General features: G+C 57.2%; 1 protein-coding gene. It reads right to left on the minus strand.

All coding sequences use genetic code 11. From position 1 onward, the window contains the following. On the minus strand, positions 1-353 hold a 353-nt coding region (locus AB3X94_RS41995; RefSeq protein WP_368614487.1), incomplete at both ends, for an amidohydrolase family protein.

Here is a 353-nt window from a genome sequence, read left to right on the forward strand (position 1 = left end):
GTGACGCATGGACGCTCGCACTAACCGGTTCGCTGTCCTTGCAGTGCTTATAGATGTCACCGCCCTTCATGACCATCAGGATTCTGGTCGGGTCTTGCATGACTTTCAGGTCCTCCAGCGGATTGCCATCAATGAGGAGGATGTCAGCGTAAAATCCCGGCGCAATCTGGCCGATGCTGTCGGGTTGCATCATGATCTCGCCGCCAAGCTTGGTCGCCGCCAACAAGATTTCCTTGGGCGTCATTCCGATGTACTTTTGGAAGTGCTCAAGGTCACGCGCATTCGTCCCGTGAGGCATCCACGCAAAGCCGTAGTCGCCGCCCGGCAGAATGCGGATTCCCCGCTTGTGCCTC

Origin of the sequence: Paraburkholderia sp. BR10923 (genome assembly GCF_040948765.1) — a bacterium.
GTDB classification, from domain to species: Bacteria; Pseudomonadota; Gammaproteobacteria; order Burkholderiales; family Burkholderiaceae; genus Paraburkholderia; species Paraburkholderia youngii.